Consider the following 15,989-nt stretch of genomic DNA (forward strand, 5'->3'; position numbering starts at 1 on the left):
TCTGTGACTAGTAATCAGCCTGAAGCTACCGTTGGAGACCTTGGCGAGCAAGGAATACTTGAGACTATTCTTCCGTTACTTGACTCGCGGAAGGCTAATCTTGGTCCCGGAGACGATGCTGGTGCGCTGAGTGTTAAAAGTTCAGAGGTCCTCGTGTCGGTGGACACTCTTGTCGAAAACCAAGACTTCAAATTGGTGTGGCCTAGCGGTCTTGAGCACCGTGCCTACGACATCGGTTGGAAATCGATTGCCCAGAATGTTTCGGACATCAACGCTATGGGCGGCACATCCACTGGAGCCGTCATTTCCCTGTCACTACCGGCATCTACGTCTCTTGAGTGGGTTAAGGACTTTGCCCAGGGCATCGCGGAGGCGATTAACTCACTTGGGGCCACCGAGTTGACCATCCTCGGGGGAGATCTCGGTAAGTCAACGGAAATCTCGGTCACCACCACGGTGTTGGGGGAGTGCGCCCACGGAAAAATTCTTCGTAGCGGTGCTAAGCCAGGGGACTCGATTGCAGTGGCTGGCCGATTAGGTGATGCCGGTGCAGGACTAGAAGTTCTGGAACACAGTCGAGATGCAAATACTTGGAACCGTGCCGTGCGCCGAATTGCAGAAGCGCAATGCAGGCCAGTTCCACCGCTTGGCTCGGGACCACGGGCCGCGGAAGCCGGGGCTCACGCGATGATGGACATCTCCGATGGATTGGTGCGCGACTCCGCGCGTCTTGCCAAGAGTAGTGGCGTGAGTATCGATTTTAATCGACAAGCTCTGCAAACTTTTGCGACACGTTTAACCCCTGCAGCTCAATTGACTGGCGCTGACCCCATGGACTGGGTTTTGCATGGCGGTGAAGATTTTGGGCTACTGGCGACTTTCCCGGCTGGCACAGAAATACCAGAAGAGTTCACGGTCATCGGTGCCGTGACGGCGCGCAGTGGACGGCGTTCACAAGTGAGCGTTGACGGGAAACTTGTGACTGCCAACTCCGGCTTTGATCACTTCAACTAAAAAAGATGCATCAAAGCACCTTTTAAGCATGGTCGTTTTGAACTCGAAGCAGTTCAGAAAGCTCGTGGGCTGCACTGGTCACTGCTTCGTGATGAATCTTGCCGGGCTGACGGGTTAAGCGCTCGATGGGTCCGGAGAGAGACAGCGCAGCGATGACTCGTCCGGACTGGCCGCGGACCGGTGCGGATACAGAGGCCACACCGGGTTCGCGTTCTCCCAAGGACTGGGCCCATCCGCGCCGGCGCACACCAGCCAATATAGTTGGGGTGAAACGCGCGTGATGCAGTCCCTCGACCATGCGTTCATTGTCTTCCCATGCCAATAGGATCTGAGCTGCAGAGCCTGCCTTCATAGATAACTGTGTTCCGACAGGAATTGTGTCGCGCAGGCCAATAGGACGCTCGGCGCTGGCGATACATACACGGAAGTCTCCCTGCTTGCGGAAAATCTGTGTACTTTCGCCCGTGAGATCTCGCAGTTTGAGAAGAATTGGTCCTGCTGCGCTGACCAAGCGGTCTTCGCCTGCGGCACTGGCTAATTCCACCAGTCGGTTCCCCAGTTCGAAACGGCCGTGCATGTCTCTGCCTACTAGCCCGTGGTGAACCAAAGACTGAGCGATGCGATGCACCGTAGGGCGCGAAATATCAGTCAACTCTACCAACTGAGAAAGGGACGTTGGTCCGTTTTCTAATGCGTTGAGGATGGCTGCCGCTTTATCTAGAACACCAACACCGCTACCTATTGTCATAGCTCAAGTATCACGTCTCATTATTTGAGATTCAAGTCCGCATACTGGAAATGACCGACTGTGAAGTGTCAAAGTTGAGTTACCACAATTACGGAGCTTGAGGAGTGTGTCGCATGTCCGCCATGCAGTCGCCCCAGACATTGGCAGAAAAAGTTTGGAGTGCACATGTTGTGCGCCAAGGTGAAGGTAATGGAGAGTCCCGCCAGCCGGACTTGATTTACATTGATCTTCACCTCCTACATGAGGTGACCTCACCGCAGGCCTTTGAGGGGCTTCGTCTGGCCGGGCGTCAGCTGCGCCGTCCAGACCTGACCATCGCGACGGAAGACCACAACACTCCAACGCTTGATATCGACAAGCCCATCGCGGACCTGACCAGCCGTACCCAGATTAATACCCTGCGTGATAACTGCAAGGAATTCGGGGTACGTCTTCACTCCTTGGGTGACAAGGAACAGGGAATTGTCCACGTCGTTGGCCCACAGTTGGGGTTGACTCAGCCGGGCATGACCGTGGTCTGCGGTGACTCCCACACGTCAACGCACGGCGCTTTTGGAGCACTGGCCTTTGGTATCGGCACCTCTGAGGTGGAGCATGTCATGGCCACTCAGTCATTGAGTCTGAAGCCATTCAAAACCATGGCCATCAACGTTGAAGGCACGTTGAAGCCAGGGGTCACTTCCAAAGACATTATCTTGGCCGTCATCGCCAAGATTGGTACCGGCGGTGGCCAGGGATACGTGCTTGAATACCGTGGTTCAGCCATCCGTTCGCTGTCCATGGACGCACGCATGACCATCTGCAACATGTCCATTGAGGCGGGCGCTCGTGCTGGCATGATCGCGCCAGACGAGACGACTTTTGAATATATTAAGGGCCGTCCTCACGCTCCAAAGGGCGAAGATTGGGATGCTGCAGTAGCAGACTGGAAGGAATTGCACTCCGATGAAGGAGCGCAATTTGATGCAGAGGTCTTCCTGAACGCTGATGACCTTGAGCCATTCGTCACCTGGGGAACCAACCCCGGTCAAGGTATTTCACTGTCGCAGCGTGTTCCTTCACCAGAAGATTTTGAAGACGAGAATGATCGCAAGGCTTGCGAGCGCGCGCTGAACTATATGGGACTCACCGGCGGTACGCCGATGAAGGACATCCGTGTGGATACGGTCTTCTTGGGCTCCTGCACCAACTCCCGCATGGAAGACTTGCGCGCCGCAGCAGCAGTGATCAAGGGTAAAACCAAGGATCCAAATGTTCGCATGATTGTTGTGCCAGGTTCGGCGCGCGTACGACTGGAAGCAGAAGCAGAAGGACTTGATCAAGTATTCAAGGACTTCGGTGCTGAATGGCGCTTCGCCGGTTGCTCCATGTGCTTGGGAATGAATCCTGATCAGCTGGATGAGGGGGAGCGTTGCGCTTCAACATCTAACCGTAACTTTGAAGGCCGTCAAGGTAAGGGCGGACGTACCCACCTGGTTTCGCCTCTGGTTGCAGCAGCTACCGCCATTCGCGGTACGTTCTCTTCACCTAGCGACCTGATCAACGAACCAGCCGCAGTCTAGAAAGGATTACCAAGATGGAAAAGATTATTACCCACACCGGCATTGGTGTTCCGCTGCGACAGAGCAACGTGGATACGGATCAGATCATCCCCGCTGTGTACCTCAAGCGCATTACCCGTACCGGCTTTGAAGATGCCTTGTTTGCTGGCTGGCGCCGGGATGAGAATTTCATCCTGAACCAGGAGCCTTTCAATACCGGCTCTGTGCTGGTAGCTGGCCCCGACTTTGGTACCGGTTCGTCACGTGAACACGCAGTTTGGGCGCTGAAGGATTACGGTTTCAAAGCCGTGATCTCGGCTCGTTTCGCTGACATTTTCCGTGGCAACTCGGGCAAGCAGGGTTTGGTTGCAGCTGAAGTCGCACAAAGTGACATTGAGCTGATCTGGAAGGAACTGGAAAACAATCCAGGTACCACGGTGACCGTTGATCTTGAATCACGCACCGTACAGTGCGGATCCATTTCTGCACCATTCCAGATTGATGACTACACTCGTTGGCGTCTGATGGAAGGGCTGGATGATATCGGCCTGACCCTGCAGCATGAAGAGGACATCACCGCTTACGAGGCGAAGCGTCCGGGGCATAAGCCTAAAACTCTGCCAGCTCAGACTGCGGGATAATCAGTCTTTTGTGAAGCTGGAATAATCGGTCCGCTCTTCCCTGTTCTATTAGATGGGAGAGCGGACCGATTTGCTCTTTTAGGGCACGCATACTGTTAGGGCCTCCACGTGGCTGAAAGCATGCTCACAATGTGTGCGCCACGGGTTGATCTGAACATACCAGCGGGTATAGAAGCGGTATGCTTGCTTAGTCCTGCCAGTTCGAAAGCTCAGAGGCTTCGGCGGGCGATAACGACAACGCGATGAGGTAATTCATACATGGGTAAGATCTTGACGATCCATGGCGGTGTTCCACTAAACGGCACCGTACGAGTCGGCGGAGCAAAGAACCTAGTGCCAAAAGCCATGGTTGCAGCTCTGCTTGGTAGCACTCCTTCAATTCTGCGCAACGTGCCAGAGATTAAAGATGTCGTCGTAGTACGAAGCCTGCTTGAACTTCATGGTGTCAAGGTAGACCAGGATGAAGCTACCGGTGACCTCACCCTTGATCCGACTCAGGTTAAGACCGCCTCAAACCAGGCCATCGATGCCCATGCCGGTGACTCTCGCATTCCCATCCTCTTCTGTGGACCATTGATCCACTCTTTGGGTGAGGCTTTCATTCCAGATTTGGGTGGCTGCCGCATTGGTGACCGTCCCATTGACTTCCACCTAGAGGTACTGCGCGAATTCGGTGCCGTTGTGGACAAGGCTCCTGATGGTATTCGCATCTCGGCTCCTAACGGACTGACCGGTGCAAAGCTCTCCTTGCAGTACCCAAGCGTCGGCACCACCGAGCAGGTCTTGCTTTCTGCTGTACGTGCCAAGGGTGTTACCGAGGTGAGCAACGCTGCTATTGAGCCAGAAATCTTGGATCTGATCTCGCTGTTGCAGAAGATGGGCGCCATTATCTCTGTACACCGTGACCGTGTCATTCGCATTCAGGGCGTTGAGACGCTCACCGGTTTTGATCACACCGCTTTGCCTGACCGCAACGAAGCCGCTTCTTGGGCATCTGCTGCGCTGGTCACTAAGGGCGATATTTTCGTTCAGGATGCGCAGCAGCGTGACCTGACCGCTTTCCTTCACGTCTACCGTCAGATTGGTGGGGAATTCGAGGTCAAGTCCAATGGCATTCGTTTCTACCACCCAGGCGGAGACCTCAATCCACTCATCTTGGAAACCGACGTCCACCCAGGATTCATGACTGACTGGCAGCAGCCATTGGTTGTTGCGCTGACTCAGGCCAAGGGTGTTTCCGTAATTCACGAAACCGTTTATGAGAATCGTTTCGGGTTCACCGATGCGCTGGTGCGCATGGGCTCCACCGTTCAGGTACACACCGACTGCCTCGGTTCCACCCCTTGCCGCTTTGGACAGCGTAACTTCAAGCACTCTGCAGTTGTTGTGGGCCCAGCTAAGCTCACCGGTGCTGACATTGATGTTCCGGATCTTCGTGGCGGTTTCTCCCACCTGATTGCCGCCCTTGCAGCAGAAGGCACCAGCCGTGTGACCGGCATTGAGATCATCAACCGCGGATACGAGCACTTCATGGAGAAGCTTGAAGGCTTGGGCGCTAACGTTGAGTTGAGCAACTAACACAAAGGGGTCTTGTCCGTGGTTAAGATCCTGGCTACAGGTGAGTCTGCAAAAACCAAGCGAGTTTTCTCTGTACTGGCCGGAATTGTCCGTCCGGTGATGAATGGATTGATGGGTAAGTCGTGGAAGGGTTTTGAAAACCTTCCACAGGGCGGATACATCGTTTGTCCCAATCATCTGACAGAAATTGATCCTCTCGTGGTGGGTCACGCCATTTACAGCAATGGCCGGCTTCCTCGCTGGTTGGCCAAAGAGTCACTTTTTAAGCCACCCGTACTCGGCTGGGTTATGCGTGCTTCTGGCCAGGTGCCGGTATCCCGTAACTCGGCCAGTGCCGGCGAATCCCTCAAGCAAGCTCAGAAGGTTCTGGATGCTGGCGGCGTCATCGTGATTTACCCCGAGGGCACTCTGACCAGAGATCCCAACCTGTGGCCAATGATTGGGCGCACTGGTGCTGCCCGTCTGGCCCTGCAGACAGGTGCTCCCGTGGTGCCCATGGCCCACTGGGGAGACCAAGAACTATTGCCGAGGTACTCCAAGAAGGTTTACCTCTTCCCACGTAAACATGTCACCGTATCCGTTGGTGCGCCGGTTGATCTTGATGACTTGCGGGGAGGTCCTCGTACCCGCACCGTTCTTCAGGAAGCAACTGACCGCATCATGGATGCGATTACTGGCTTGCAGGCAGAATTGCGTCAGGAAGAACCACCGGCAAAGCGTTGGGATCCGAGCGAACACGGCCAAGCTCAAACTGGCCGTAGTTTCGAAAAGCCGGATAATTAACCACAACACGTGATCATCACTTTCTAGAGGACTGAGAATGACTAAGCCGCTTCCACGTAAGATCGCTGTGATGGGTGCCGGTAGCTGGGGCACCACCTTTGCCAAGGTCTTGGCAGATTCTGTAGCAGATCAAGAAATTCCGGTGCAGATCTGGGCACGTCGAGATGACGCTGCTAATGAGATTAACGAACGCCATACCAATTCGCGCTACTTGCGCGAGACTAAGCTTCCTGCCAATATTTCAGCTTCCTCCAATCAGCGTGAGGTTTTGGAAGGCGCAGACTTGGTGGTCTTGGCAATTCCTTCACAATCGCTGCGACGCGAGTTGGCAGTGTTCAAGAAGTACTTTGAGCCTGAAGCTGTGTTGCTCTCACTGATGAAGGGCCTTGAACGCGGCACTGACCTGCGCATGAGTGAAGTTATCGCAGAGGTGACTCAGTTCCCAGAAGATCGTGTAGCGGTACTTTCCGGTCCAAACCTCGCTATGGAAATTGCCCGTGAACAACCAACTGCTTCGGTAGTTGCTTGTAGCGACGGAGAAACTGCACAGTGGATTGCAGAGCTGTGCTCTGCACCTTACTTCCGTCCTTACACTAACGATGACGTGCTCGGCGTAGAACTTGGCGGAATCGTCAAAAACATCATTGCGCTTGCCGTTGGTATGTGCGATGGCATGGGCATGGGTGACAACACGAAGTCCACTGTGATCACCCGTGGGTTGGCCGAGACTACTCGACTGGTTCTATCACTTGGTGGCCGCCTTGATACTTTGGCTGGCCTTTCTGGCCTTGGCGACTTAGTCGCTACCTGTTCTTCATCCTTGTCGCGTAACAACACTGCAGGACGGCTGCTGGGTCAGGGTCTCTTCCTTGACGAGGTCAATGACCGCATGTCTCAAACTGCCGAGGGCATCAAGTCCGCCCGTGCCGTCTTTGATCTCGCGCGTGCTCATGAAGTTGAGATGCCAATTACTGAAGCAGTGGTTATGGTTCTTGAAGGTTCACTGAGCGTTGAAAACATGGCAGCGCGACTGTTGTCCCGCGAGCTGAAATCTGAAGGAGAACAGAACTAATGGCTGATCGTAAACTCCGAGTCCTGCTCTTGTTTGGTGGACGTTCCTCTGAACACTCGGTGTCGTGCGTGACCGCAGCCGGCGTCATGCATGCCATAGACCGTGATCTCTTTGACGTTATTCCCGTGGGCATTACCCGGGATGGCGGATGGACTTTGCTGGACAAGGATCCAGAAGGCTGGGCTTTAGACTCCGGACAACTGCCGGAAATTTCTACGGTTGATCACCCAGTTCAGCTTTCGCCTGAACCAAACAAGACGTCTCTCCAAGCTTTCGCTGACGCGAAAATTTCAGAGATTTCTGAAGTAGACGTAGTTTTCCCACTCCTGCATGGACCTTTCGGTGAAGATGGTTCGATTCAGGGCCTATTGGAAACCGCGGGTGTGCCATATGTAGGCTCCGGCATTGCTGCTAGCGCCATGGGTATGGACAAGCACTTCATGAAGGTTGTTTTCCAGGAAGCCGGCTTCAATGTCGGCCCGTACGAAGTCGTCACCAACAAGCAGTGGCTACGGGACAGCGAAGCCGCACTGGCTCGTTGCGAACACTTGGAATACCCACTCTTTGTGAAGCCAGCTCGCGCCGGCTCATCCGTAGGTATCACCAAGGTAGATGTACCTTCTGACCTTCGTGCAGCTGTGGAGGTTGCTCGTGCCGAGGATCCAAAGGTCATCGTGGAACAGGGCATTGTCGGACGCGAAATCGAATGCGGCGTTCTAGAAGGACGCGGTAGTACCCCAGCGCGGGCATCGTTACCAGGTGAAATTGCAGTGGCAGATAACGGTCACACGTTCTATGATTTTGAAGCTAAGTACGTGGACGGCGCCGCGGCGCAACTTAGCTGCCCTGCAGACTTGAGCGAAGAAGCCACTACGGAAATTCGAGATCTTGCCGTCAAGGCTTTTGACTCTTTGGACGCTGAAGGACTTTCCCGAGTCGACTTCTTCTATACTCCAGATGGTCAATGGATTATCAACGAGATCAACACGATGCCTGGTTTCACGCCTTCGAGCATGTACCCGCAGATGTGGGATAAGACCGGTATTGGTTACCGTGAACTGATCAATGAGCTCATTGCTTTGGCGACTGAGCGAAACGTTGGACTTAGATAGAACTCATTTGGCCTCGCAAAAGTAATAGCGTGCGACTCGAATCAAATTCGAGTCGCACGCTATTACTTTTTAACGATGTGGAGAGTTTTACAATTCTTCAGACTTGTCGACACTCACGCAGGCCTTCTGGGCGGGGATCTTCGCTGCCGCGTCAGAAAGTGAAGCCAGTACGGTACTGGAGGGGATCACATTAGGATCAAGCACGACTTCAGTTGCTGGAGTTCGTCCGTAGGTAGTAAGCGTCCAGATGCCACTCTTATCGTCTTCGTGGGCAACCCAATCAACGTCATTGACTGATACGCAAGGATCTGTCGTTGGTGTGGGAACTTCAACGCCACATCGCAAAACTACTTGTGAAGGATCACCCCATGCGGAGGTCGCCTGAGAAGTGGTGGGACGACGTTCAGCGTCACCAATGGCATCTGGCAGAACAACCATCATTTCTGCACAAAGAGGATTAGAAGCATCGGGTGCTGCATCAACGGCAGCTACTGAAGAGCAAGAGGCAAGTAGCGAACTAGCTACAACTGCCATGGTCAGAACCCTGATAGATTGCTTTCTTTTTGAGTAACGTTTTGGCGACACTTCGGAATTCATGCTGAGTTTGGACACTTTATAAGCCTACATCCCTGTACAGCCGGATAAGATGTATTGAGTTGAAACTGTGAAAGGTAACTAATGTCCTTCGAAACGTACGAAGCGCGACCGCGCAAGAAGAAACACACTGGGCGCAATGTTGTGCTCAGCATCCTTGTTCTAGTGATGGTTGCGGCCCTAGTTGCGGCTGGTTACTTATGGAATCTTGGACGTACCTTCGACTCCCAGAGCGGAAAGATCTCTGACGCTTTCCCGGCCGAAGACACTCGTCCCGAGGTTAAAGAAGAGTCAAAAGACGCAGTCAACATCCTGCTTCTTGGCAGTGACACGCGAGCAACGCGAGACACCGACGAAACTGATGAAGAATTCGGAACCCTGCCAAATGGTGGCCGTTCGGACACGATGATGCTTGTTCACATCCCCGAAGACCGCAAGAACATCTATGTCACCTCGATCATGCGTGATACCTGGCTGAATATCCCTGGTGTAGGATCCGCAAAGATCAATGCCGCGTTTGCCCACGGCGGTGTGTCGAAGGCTGTTGAAACTCTTGAAGGACTCTTTGGCGTCCGTATCAACCACGTGGCATCCATTGATTTTGAGGGATTCAAAGGCCTTACCGACGCGGTTGGTGGTGTGACTATCAATAACCCCATCGCTTTCAAGCAGTCTTTGGCCAACGGCATCACTTTCCCTAAGGGAACCCAGACTCTTGACGGTGAACAGGCTCTTGCCTTCGTCCGTGAACGCAAAGCGTTCCCGTCCAGTGACTACCAGCGCGTCAAGAACCAGCAGCTCTTTGTTAAGGCATTGCTTGGCCAGCTCATGTCAAAGGATACGTTGACTAATCCGGCAAAGGTTTCGGATGCAGTGGGACAGATTGCACCGTACATTGCAGTTGATGATTCCCTTGATTCCGCAAAGGTAGCTTCTTACGCGACTTCCATGTTGAACTTGCGTCCAAGCGATATGGATTTCTTCACGCTACCAAACAGCGGCACCGGCCGCTCCGCTGACGGACAATCAATTGTGGTGCCAGATATGGACGCAATCAATAAGTTCGGTAAGGCACTGCAAGAAGACAAGATGGCTGAATTCGTGGAGTCGACTGACCTTTCACGCTAGTTCTGACTTAGGACCGATAATCTATGACCCCCCAAAAGCTCGATACGTCCGTGCGCGCCATCAAAGAATGGTTAGCACGGAGCGTGAAGAGTCTCGGGAACCATTCTGACCGGCTCAACGCCATCAATGTTTTCCCAGTAGCCGACGGTGATACGGGTAGTAACCTCTACCTCACCGCTCGCGCTGGCCATGATGCTGTGAGCGAGTTGGAAAGTGATGATATCGGTGGATTTCTAGAAGTTGCCGCGCGCGCCTCAATGGAGTCTGCGCGTGGCAACTCCGGAACCATCTTTGCCGTTTTCCTCAGTGGACTGAGCGAACCTTGGATTGGGCAAGAACGGTTGACTGCGCCACTTCTCGCTCTAGGGTTAGAACGGGCAAAAGTTCGTTCGTGGTCAGCGCTGAGCGAACCTGTCGAAGGCACCATGCTTTCGGTGATCAACGCGATCGCTTTGGCCGCTGGTTCTACGCTGGCTCATATCAAGACAGACCCGGAAAGTCGTGCTGCTTTGGACACGCTCCTGGTGCAGATGAAGCAGGCCGCACAGTTAGCTGTTAAAGGCACAGAAACTGAGCTGGAGCCTTTGCTTGAAGCTGGCGTGGTTGATGCTGGTGCGGTAGGCATGCTGATCATTATTGATGAGTTGTGCGCCGCGGTCAGGAATGACGATACTGATTTTTCTTCCTATGAATCCTTCCATGGCTATAAGATTCAAGATCCTCATGTGCATAAGAATGGTGAACCTGAAACAGGTGTTGAGGTGATGTGTACGGTTTCTCTTGACGCTCTAGGCGCAGCGACCCTCCGCGGCCAACTAGATGCCTTAGGAAACTCCGTGATCATGTCCCCGGTGAACCAGTTGGAAGAAGATACTTACCGCTGGCGTGTTCACGTCCACGTAGACGAACCACAACCAGCACTTGATCTCATTGGCAAGTATGGTGATCCGGTGAATGTCAGCGTAACGGACCTCTGCACCCACGATGACTGATCAGGGCACAGCACCATTTGAAGATTCTGAGCTTGCTACTTATCTCGGTGGTAAGAATGCTCAAGCCTTAGAAAAGGCTTTCGGCTATACAACTGTCGGAGATTTTCTCTGGCACTTTCCACGCCGCTATGTCGAAGTGGGCGAACTGACACCCATTGCCGAGCTTCCCTTTGACGAGCATGTCACTGTTGTCGCTCAAGTTGTCAATGTTAGTCAACGTCAGATGCACTCGCGCCGGGGATTTATCTTTGAAGTGACGGTGAGCGATGAGCTAAGCTCAGGCGGACAAGAACTGAAAATGACGTTCTTCAACGGGTACCAAGCCCGCAGTGACTTGATTGTCGGGACTATCGCCATGTTCAGTGGAAAAGTTGGTTGGTATCAAGACCACCTACAGTTGAGCCAACCCGATTACGCGGTTCTGGATGAAGCATCACAAGCGGATCCTCGACCAATCCCTATTTACCCGGCAACAGCGAAAATGCCGAACAAAAAAATTCGTGACTTGATGGGGCTTCTCATCCCACACCTTTCAGAAGAACGTCTGCCTGAATTTCTTCCGGAAGAGATTCTGCGCGCTCATCGCTACCCTGAACGCCACAGAGCATTTCTTGAACGTCATACACCTCGAGAAATCAAGAACGCGTACATCGCCAGACAGCGATTTGCCTTTGAAGAAGCCTTCGTTCTCCAACTGTCACTAGCTGAACGTAATCGTCAACTTGGTACGCAGCAGGCCATAACCCGTCCACGCGTGGAGGGACGTCTCGCCGACAAATTTGATAGACAGTTACCCTTTGAACTGACCGAAGATCAGCTTCAGGTGGGGGATCAGATTGCTGCTGATTTGTCGCAGGCCCACCCGATGCATCGCTTGCTTCAAGGTGAGGTAGGTTCGGGTAAGACCATTGTGGCGTTGCGTGCCATTCTTCAGGTAATTGATGCCGGAGGTCAGGCTGCTCTGCTGGCACCAACGGAAGTCTTGGCAGCGCAGCACTTCAGCTCCATCAAGAAGATGCTTGGTAAGTTGGCTGAACCCGGGCTCTTTGGCGAAGGTGAGGGAACTGGGGTAGCTCTGCTAACAGGGTCCGCCAAGACGGCTCAACGACGAGAAGCTCTCTTAGGTATTGCCAGCGGTGAGACTGGACTGATTATTGGTACTCACGCGCTGTTAGGGGATCAAGTTCAGTTTGCTGAGCTTGGTCTCGTAGTCGTTGATGAGCAACACCGGTTCGGTGTAGAGCAACGCGATGCTCTCCGGGCTAAATCAGGAGACTGGGTTCCTCACACATTAGTGATGACGGCAACTCCGATCCCTAGGACGGTGGCGATGACAGTCTTTGGTGATCTAGACACTTCAACAATTAAACGTTTACCTGCCGGACGTGCACCGATTCAAACTCATATTGTTCCTATGCAGCTTGCTGGTTATCGGGATAGGTTGTTCTCACGAATCACAGAAGAAGTTTCCCAAGGGCATCAGGTCTATGTGGTGTGCCCCCGTATCTCAGATACAACTGCTGAGCAAGGCGTGCTCCTTTCAACCTATGATGAACCTCCTGGTCAGACAATGAGCGTGGAAGCAATGATGGAACTGCTGGCAGGAATGCCAGAGTTTTCTTCATTGCGTGTTGAAGCTCTGCATTCGCAACTGGACGCGGCCCGGAAACAAGAACTCATGGATTCATTTGCCCGCGGAGAAATCGACGTACTGGTTTCCACGACGGTCATTGAAGTTGGTGTTGACGTGCATAACGCAACTCTAATGGTCATCATGGATGCTGAGCGTTTTGGTATTTCGCAGCTGCATCAGTTGCGCGGTCGTATCGGTCGTGGTGGATTGCCGGGAACCTGTCTCATGACGACGTGGTTAGACGCGGACCACCCTTCAGTATCAAGACTAAAAACCATCGAATCTACCCTGGATGGTTTCGAGTTGGCCGAAGCGGACCTCGCGGAACGACGCGAAGGAAACATTCTTGGTGTTCAGCAGTCTGGCAGTCAATCATCACTGAAAGAACTGAGCATCATCAAAGACCGCACCGTGATTGAGCAAGCGCGCGGTCATGTCGATGCATTGATGAAGATGCCAGCGTGGCAAACGAAGTACCCACGTCTCCTTGAGATTGTCGGAGCCTGGGCCGATGAATCAACTAAAGAATTTTTGAATAAGAACTAGTAAGAGAGGCTGGAATGAGCCGAATTATTGCTGGCGTAGCTGGCGGTCAGCCACTGAAATCAGTCCCCGGAGATGCGACTCGACCCACGACGGACAGAGTCAAAGAAGCACTCTTTTCTCGCCTTGAAAGCTGGGACCTTCTTGCTGGTGCTCGTGTTCTGGACCTCTTTGCTGGTTCGGGCGCTTTAGGAATTGAAGCTGCCAGTAGGGGAGCACGACAAGTAGTCCTTGTAGAGAAAGCTCCAAAAGCGGCTAGTGTTTGTCAGCAAAATGCTGCCCTAGTGAATAAGGTGCTGAAATCTACAGTAGTTTCAGTTCAACGTGGCTCAGTTGATTCGGTGCTGGATAGCTTCGTTAACACTTCGACGGGCCTAGCAACCCGAACCTTTGATGTAGTGCTGCTGGATCCGCCGTACCCTCTGACCGATGCAGAACTCGAAATCACTTTGCAGAAAATCGCTAAAGTCCTGGCAGAAGACGCGACTGTCATCGTTGAACGCTCCAGTCGTTCACCGGAACCGTCTTGGCCTGAAGAATTGGAGAATTTCTCCGATAAAAAGTACGGGGAAACCCACCTATGGTTTGCTGAACCTGTCGAGGTCTAAACCAGCCCGGGTTTCCGCCGGATATGGTCCTGCGGCTTGGCATTGTTGGATTAGTTCCTCCGAGATCTTCTGATTCGAAGCGGTGAGGATGAGGTTACCCGGGTATCTCTGGGTGAACATCTCTGGTGTTGAACTGAGCATCACGAAATCAAATGCAGACTGCGCAGCGGCAACTTGGGTTTTTGTGAATCGTAATGGGGGATCATCACCGACGTTGACGAACAACAATCCGTCAGTGGTCAGTGAATTTTTCAGCTCGGCGTAGTACTCCGGTGTAGTTAAATGTTCGGGTGCTTCGGGACCGGAGAAGATGTCAAGAATGATCACATCAAATTTCTCGTCGGCAAGTTCTTCGGCTAATACTGATCGAGCATCTGCTACCAGCGGCGTGAGCTTGCAATTGGTAGGTAGTGGCAATTGGGTGAGAACAAAGTCTAGAAGCTCTCGTTCAATGTCTACCGCTACGTGGGTACTTACTGGATAGACAACGCTAGCCCAACGCGCCAGCGTTAGTGCACCAGCACCTAGATGGAGCATCCGTAACGGTTTTTCTGCACCGCGTAACACCCTCAGATGATTTGCAATGCGTGACAAGTATTCGTAAAAGACTTCTTCGGGGTGCGCCAAATTGACGTGCGATTGTTCGGCATCGCCGATGGCAAGTATTTTTGAGCCTGGAACTAAGTCATCATCGTAGATGGTGGCATGTTCTTGCACGAAGCCTAGCCAACGCTTGACCGGTTTAACGCTCATCGGTTCAGGACCTCCGGAAGTAGCTGAAGCTTCTTAATAGCTTCGGTCAGGATCGGGGGCTTTTTGCAGAAAGCGAAACGTAGTAAGCCTTGGTAGTTGGATACGTTCTCTGGCCGGGCAAAAACGGACATGGGGATGGCTGCTACTCCCACCGATTCAGGCATGGCGCGAGCAACTTCAATCGCATCGTTACGTTTGAAGTTATTGATATCTGCCACGAGGAAGTATGTTCCTTGAGGACGAATGACGGGAATACCCGCATTTTCCAGCCCATCTGCGAGTATCTGCGCACCTGAGGCCAAGGATGCTGCGAAGTCTATGAAGAATTTCTCTGGAAGATTCAGCGCCTTGGCCACAGCAGGTTGAAAAGCTGGACCCGACGAGTAGGTGAGAAATTGCTTGATGGTGCGAATCGCGGTGATCAAGTGTTCAGGTCCGGTGGCCCATCCCACTTTCCAACCGGTGAAGGAGAATGATTTTCCTGCCGAAGAGATCGTGATTGTGCGTTCGAAGCCGCCGGGCAAGCTCGCGATGGGTACGTGTTTGGTTTCGAAAGTTAGATGTTCATAAACCTCGTCGGCAACAATGATGCAGTCATGTTGGTGTGCCAAGGCAATGACTTCACTCAAGACCTGTGTTGAAAACACGGCTCCTGTGGGATTATGAGGATTATTGATCAGAATGACTCGCGTCTTATCCGAGATGGCCGCTCTCAGATCTTCGATGCTGGGTTCAAACGTGGGTGCTTTGAGCTGAACGACCTTGTGCTTGGCATTGGCCAGGCCGATCATCGCTGCGTATGAGTCATAGAACGGTTCAAAGGTGACGACTTCATCGCCAGGTTCTAGGAAGGCCAATAAAGACGCGGCAATTGCTTCCGTCGCACCGGTGGATACGACTACTTCAGTGTCAGGATCAACATCCAAGGAGTAATAACGTTTCTGATGCTCGGCAATGGCCTGACGTAGTGGCAAGATACCAGATCCTGGTGCATATTGATTTGCTCCGGAAAGAATCGCGTCAACGGCAATTTGCCGAATTTCAACTGGCCCTTCTGTGTCGGGAAAACCTTGACCCAAATTGATGGCTTCATGCTTATTGGCAAGAGCAGTAATCTCTTCAAAGATTGTCACCCCAGGCTGGCCAGATTCGTCTAATAAATTAGCGCCGTGGGCTGTTCGTTGCCAAGGAGTCATAGAAATGCTCATAAGTTCATTATGAAGGGATGAATCTCAATAGAGCGGGACAT

The 15,989-nt window shown here is 52.7% G+C and carries 15 protein-coding genes; 11 read left to right on the forward strand and 4 right to left on the reverse strand.

All coding sequences use genetic code 11. The features are described from left to right. Nucleotides 1–3 precede the first annotated feature (3 nt). Complete coding sequence (thiL, locus tag QMQ05_RS07075; protein WP_345474175.1) at nt 4–1,014, forward strand: thiamine-phosphate kinase; 1,011 nt, start codon at nt 4–6, stop codon at nt 1,012–1,014. Between the two features lie 22 nt (nt 1,015–1,036). Here thiL and QMQ05_RS07080 read toward each other — a convergent pair whose 3' ends face one another. Beyond that, on the reverse strand, nt 1,037–1,762 hold the full coding sequence (locus QMQ05_RS07080; RefSeq protein WP_058254126.1) for an IclR family transcriptional regulator: 726 nt from the start codon (nt 1,760–1,762) through the stop codon (nt 1,037–1,039). A gap of 122 nt (nt 1,763–1,884) precedes the next feature. Between QMQ05_RS07080 and leuC the strand changes: the two genes are divergently transcribed. From leuC to QMQ05_RS07110, 6 genes are all read left to right on the forward strand, one after another. Beyond that, nucleotides 1,885–3,324, forward strand: a complete 1,440-nt coding sequence (gene leuC / locus QMQ05_RS07085) for a 3-isopropylmalate dehydratase large subunit (RefSeq protein ID WP_345474667.1) — start codon at nt 1,885–1,887, stop codon at nt 3,322–3,324. A gap of 14 nt (nt 3,325–3,338) precedes the next feature. Then, nucleotides 3,339–3,944, forward strand: coding sequence for a 3-isopropylmalate dehydratase small subunit (leuD, locus tag QMQ05_RS07090; protein WP_334122943.1), 606 nt, complete (start codon nt 3,339–3,341; stop codon nt 3,942–3,944). Between the two features lie 258 nt (nt 3,945–4,202). Further along, the gene (murA, locus tag QMQ05_RS07095; protein WP_345474179.1) at nt 4,203–5,522 is read left to right on the forward strand and encodes a UDP-N-acetylglucosamine 1-carboxyvinyltransferase; all 1,320 of its coding nucleotides are present in this window, start codon (nt 4,203–4,205) and stop codon (nt 5,520–5,522) included. A gap of 18 nt (nt 5,523–5,540) precedes the next feature. After that, complete coding sequence (locus tag QMQ05_RS07100; protein WP_345474181.1) at nt 5,541–6,305, forward strand: lysophospholipid acyltransferase family protein; 765 nt, start codon at nt 5,541–5,543, stop codon at nt 6,303–6,305. A gap of 37 nt (nt 6,306–6,342) precedes the next feature. Continuing rightward, on the forward strand, nt 6,343–7,377 hold the full coding sequence (locus tag QMQ05_RS07105) for an NAD(P)H-dependent glycerol-3-phosphate dehydrogenase (protein ID WP_345474183.1): 1,035 nt from the start codon (nt 6,343–6,345) through the stop codon (nt 7,375–7,377). Then, on the forward strand, nt 7,377–8,489 hold the full coding sequence (locus QMQ05_RS07110) for a D-alanine--D-alanine ligase family protein (RefSeq protein ID WP_345474185.1): 1,113 nt from the start codon (nt 7,377–7,379) through the stop codon (nt 8,487–8,489). The genes QMQ05_RS07105 and QMQ05_RS07110 overlap by 1 nt, the downstream gene beginning before the upstream one ends. Nucleotides 8,490–8,576: 87 nt before the next feature. Here QMQ05_RS07110 and QMQ05_RS07115 read toward each other — a convergent pair whose 3' ends face one another. Then, on the reverse strand, nt 8,577–9,023 hold the full coding sequence (locus QMQ05_RS07115) for a DUF3515 family protein (RefSeq protein WP_058254132.1): 447 nt from the start codon (nt 9,021–9,023) through the stop codon (nt 8,577–8,579). A 144-nt stretch (nt 9,024–9,167) separates the two neighbouring features. On the opposite strand from QMQ05_RS07115, the gene QMQ05_RS07120 reads away from it, so the two are divergent. The 4 genes from QMQ05_RS07120 to rsmD are packed head-to-tail and all read left to right on the forward strand — an operon-like array spanning nt 9,168 to nt 13,987. After that, a complete protein-coding gene (locus QMQ05_RS07120; protein WP_058254133.1) occupies nt 9,168–10,211 on the forward strand; it encodes an LCP family protein in 1,044 nt (347 codons plus the stop codon). 23 nt (nt 10,212–10,234) lie between these two features. Further along, on the forward strand, nt 10,235–11,203 hold the full coding sequence (locus QMQ05_RS07125) for a DAK2 domain-containing protein (RefSeq protein WP_345474188.1): 969 nt from the start codon (nt 10,235–10,237) through the stop codon (nt 11,201–11,203). Further along, a complete protein-coding gene (locus QMQ05_RS07130; RefSeq protein WP_345474190.1) occupies nt 11,196–13,382 on the forward strand; it encodes an ATP-dependent DNA helicase RecG in 2,187 nt (728 codons plus the stop codon). The genes QMQ05_RS07125 and QMQ05_RS07130 overlap by 8 nt, the downstream gene beginning before the upstream one ends. A 14-nt stretch (nt 13,383–13,396) precedes the next feature. Beyond that, nucleotides 13,397–13,987 carry a 16S rRNA (guanine(966)-N(2))-methyltransferase RsmD gene (gene rsmD / locus QMQ05_RS07135; protein ID WP_334122937.1) on the forward strand — a complete coding sequence of 197 codons (591 nt, stop codon included), beginning with the start codon at nt 13,397–13,399 and terminating at the stop codon, nt 13,985–13,987. Here the strand turns inward: rsmD and QMQ05_RS07140 are convergent. Continuing rightward, complete coding sequence (locus QMQ05_RS07140) at nt 13,958–14,740, reverse strand: spermidine synthase (RefSeq protein ID WP_345474192.1); 783 nt, start codon at nt 14,738–14,740, stop codon at nt 13,958–13,960. The two genes, rsmD and QMQ05_RS07140, sit on opposite strands and share 30 nt — an antisense overlap. Further along, nucleotides 14,737–15,948: an aminotransferase class I/II-fold pyridoxal phosphate-dependent enzyme gene (locus QMQ05_RS07145; RefSeq protein WP_345474194.1), complete on the reverse strand. Its 1,212-nt coding sequence runs from the start codon at nt 15,946–15,948 to the stop codon at nt 14,737–14,739. The genes QMQ05_RS07140 and QMQ05_RS07145 overlap by 4 nt, the downstream gene beginning before the upstream one ends. Nucleotides 15,949–15,989 lie beyond the last annotated feature (41 nt).

It is taken from the genome of Glutamicibacter sp. B1 (assembly GCF_039602135.1).
In the GTDB taxonomy this organism is placed as follows: domain Bacteria; phylum Actinomycetota; class Actinomycetes; order Actinomycetales; family Micrococcaceae; genus Glutamicibacter; species Glutamicibacter ectropisis.